This is a genomic window from Streptomyces sichuanensis, assembly GCF_020328095.1.
Classification (GTDB): Bacteria; Actinomycetota; Actinomycetes; order Streptomycetales; family Streptomycetaceae; genus Streptomyces; species Streptomyces cinnamoneus.
In genome coordinates this window covers 1-2,943 of sequence record NZ_JAIXMK010000151.1, presented here as the reverse complement: position 1 = coordinate 2,943, position 2,943 = coordinate 1, and the positions used below count along the sequence as shown (strand labels likewise).

The window sequence follows — 2,943 nt, the reverse complement described above, 5'->3', positions numbered from 1 at the left end:
GCCGAAGGAGCTGCAGGAGGAGCTGACCGGGGCCGCCGCCGTGGCGACGGGCGCCCTCGCCGTGCTGCGCGACTGGCTGCGCGACGTCTACGCCCCGGCCGTCGAGGGCGCGCCGGACGTGGTGGGACGGGAGCGGTACGCCCGCTGGTCGCGCTACTGGAACGGCACCGACCTCGACCTGGACGAGGCGTACGCGTACGGCTGGGCCGAATACCACCGCCTCCTCGGTGAGATGCGGAAGGAGGCGGAGAAGATCCTGCCCGGCGCGAAGACGCCCTGGGAGGCGCTGGCCCACCTCGATGTGCACGGCACGCACATCGAGGGCGTCGAGGAGACGCGCATCTGGCTGCAGGAGCTGATGGACGAGGCCATCGCGGCACTGGATGGCACGCACTTCGAGCTGGCCGAGCGCGTCCGGCGCGTGGAGTCCCGCATCGCCCCGCCCGGCGGCGCGGCGGCCCCGTACTACAGCCAGCCCTCGGAGGACTTCTCCCGGCCCGGCCGCACCTGGCTGCCCACCATGGGCGAGACCCGCTTCCCCGTCTACGACCTGGTGTCGACGTGGTACCACGAGGGCGTCCCCGGCCACCACCTGCAGCTCGCGCAGTGGGTGCACGTGGCGGACCGGCTCTCGCGCTACCAGGCCACGATCGGCATCGTCAGCGCCAACTGCGAGGGCTGGGCGCTGTACGCGGAGCGCCTCATGGACGAGCTGGGCTTCCTCACCGACCCCGAGCGCCGGCTGGGCTACCTGGACGCCCAGATGATGCGCGCCACGCGTGTGATCATCGACATCGGCATGCACCTGGAGCTGGAGATCCCGGAGCACTCCCCGTTCCACCCGGGCGAGCGCTGGACGCCGGAGCTGGCGCAGGAGTTCTTCGGCCTGCACAGCGGCCGCCCGGCCGACTTCGTCGAGAGCGAGCTGGTCCGCTACCTCGGCATGCCGGCCCAGGCCATCGGCTACAAGCTCGGCGAACGCGCCTGGCTCACCGGCCGCGAGGCCGCCCGCGCCGCGCACGGCGAGGCGTTCGACGCGAAGTCCTGGCACATGGCCGCCCTCTCCCAGGGCTCCCTGGGCCTGGACGACCTGGTGGCGGAGCTGTCGGCGCTGTGAGGTCCGCCGGGCCGGGCAGCCACCGCTCGCCCGGCCCGGCCTTCCCGGCGCACGGTCCTCGTCGTGCGGGCCGTGGCCGTCAGCAGCCGCAGTCCCCGTCGGCCGGTGCGGTCAGGGGGTCCGGGGGAAGCTGCCGGGTGCCTTCCCAGGTCTCGACCTCGTAGCCCTCGCGGATCCAGTACTCGATGCCGCCGAGCATCTCCTTGACGCGGTAGCCGAGGCGGGCCAGGGCCAGGGCGGCGCGGGTGGCGCCGTCGCAGCCGGGGCCCCAGCAGTAGACGACGACGGGGACGGCCGGGTCCAGCAGACCGGCCGCCAGCTCCGGGATCTGCGCGGTCGGCAGGTGGACGGCGCCGGGGACGTGGCCCTGGTCCCAGGCCGGGGTGGAACGGGAGTCGACCACCGCGAAGTCCGCGTGGCCGGAGGCCAGGGCGGCGTGGACGTCGGCCACGTCGGTGTGGAAGGCGAGCCGGGAGGCGAAGTAGGCCGCCGCCTCACCGGGCGCGGCGGGCGGAACGGCGAGGACGGAGCTGGGCGTCTGCGGGGCGGCGGTTGCTGTCATGGCAGTAAATCTATGGCCCCCGCTCCCCCGCGAGAACGGACTATCCCCGGGAAAACTCTTGATGGACCGGGGATTCCACTGCTAGACATCGCCCATGACCGGCTATTCCCCCGACGCCACCGACTGGCGCATACTCGACGCCCTGCAGAGCAACGGACGTCTCGGCTACGCCGAGTTGGCGCGCACCGTGAACATGTCCTCCAGCGCCGTGACCGAGCGCGTCCGCCGGCTGGAGGAGGCCGGGATCATCAGCGGCTACACCGCCGTGCTGGACCCCGAACGGCTCGGCATGGCGGTGCTCGCCTTCGTGCGGCTCCGGTACCCGAACGGAAACTACAAGCCCTTCCACGACCTGCTGGCCACGACGCCGGAGATCCTCGAAGCGCACCACGTCACGGGCGACGACTGCTTCGTCATCAAGGTCACCGCGCGCTCCATGCGCCATCTGGAGGAGGTCGCGGGCCGGATCGGGGCGCTCGGCTCGGTGACCACCAGCGTGGTCTACTCCTCGCCGCTGCCCCGTCGCGCCCTCAGCCCGCACTCCCCGCCGTCCGGTGCCTGACCGCGGACCCCGAGCGCTCCTTGACCACCTGGAGCTGGGCCGGGACGCGCTGCCGCAGGTCGGCGACGTGGCTGACGATGCCGACGGTGCGGTCGCGCTCGCGCAGTGAGTCCAGCACGTCGAGGACCTCGTCGAGGGTCTGCTCGTCGAGGCTGCCGAAGCCCTCGTCGATGAAGAGGGTGTCGAGCCGGGTGCCGCCCGCCTCCTCGGTGACCACGTCGGCCAGACCGAGGGCCAGGGCCAGGGAGGCGAAGAACGTCTCGCCGCCGGAGAGGGTCGCGGTGTCCCGCTCGCTGCCCGTCCAGGCGTCGACGACGTGCAGGCCGAGGCCGGAGCGGGTCCGCCCCCCGCTCCGGGCGTCGGAGTGGACGAGGGTGTAGCGGCCGGCCGACATGCGCTGCAGGCGGGCGGTCGCGGCGGCCGCCACCTGTTCGAGCCGGGCGGCCAGGACGTACGACTCCAGGCGCATCTTCCGCTCGTTGCGGGCCGACGTGCCCGCGGCGAGCGAGGCGAGCTCCGCCACCCGGTGGTACTCCTCGCGCAGCGGCGCGAGCCGGCGGGCGTCGGCCTCCGCCTCGGCGGAGAGCCGGTCGAGGTCCTCGCAGCGGGTGCGGGCCGTGGCCTCGTCGGTGGAGGCCCGGCGCAGCGCCGCCGTCGCGGCGCCGACGGCGGCCTGGGCGGCCTGCGGGTCGGCGGGCGGCC

The 2,943-nt window shown here is 73.8% G+C and carries 4 protein-coding genes; 2 read left to right on the top strand and 2 right to left on the bottom strand.

Going from position 1 to position 2,943, the window contains the following annotated elements; translation table 11 throughout:
- Window positions 1-1,117, top strand: a 1,117-nt coding sequence (locus tag LE181_RS28790; RefSeq protein ID WP_225664444.1) for a DUF885 domain-containing protein, incomplete at its 5' end; no start/stop codon positions are given.
- 79 nt (window positions 1,118-1,196) lie between these two features.
- On the opposite strand, the gene LE181_RS28785 is transcribed toward LE181_RS28790, so the two are convergent.
- Window positions 1,197-1,679, bottom strand: coding sequence for a rhodanese-like domain-containing protein (locus tag LE181_RS28785; protein ID WP_225664443.1), 483 nt, complete (start codon window positions 1,677-1,679; stop codon window positions 1,197-1,199).
- A 94-nt stretch (window positions 1,680-1,773) separates the two neighbouring features.
- Between LE181_RS28785 and LE181_RS28780 the strand changes: the two genes are divergently transcribed.
- A complete protein-coding gene (locus LE181_RS28780) occupies window positions 1,774-2,241 on the top strand; it encodes an Lrp/AsnC family transcriptional regulator (protein ID WP_225664442.1) in 468 nt (155 codons plus the stop codon).
- Here the strand turns inward: LE181_RS28780 and LE181_RS28775 are convergent.
- The coding region (locus LE181_RS28775) for an SbcC/MukB-like Walker B domain-containing protein (protein ID WP_308103556.1) at window positions 2,210-2,943 on the bottom strand (734 nt) is incomplete at its 5' end. The genes LE181_RS28780 and LE181_RS28775 overlap by 32 nt on opposite strands.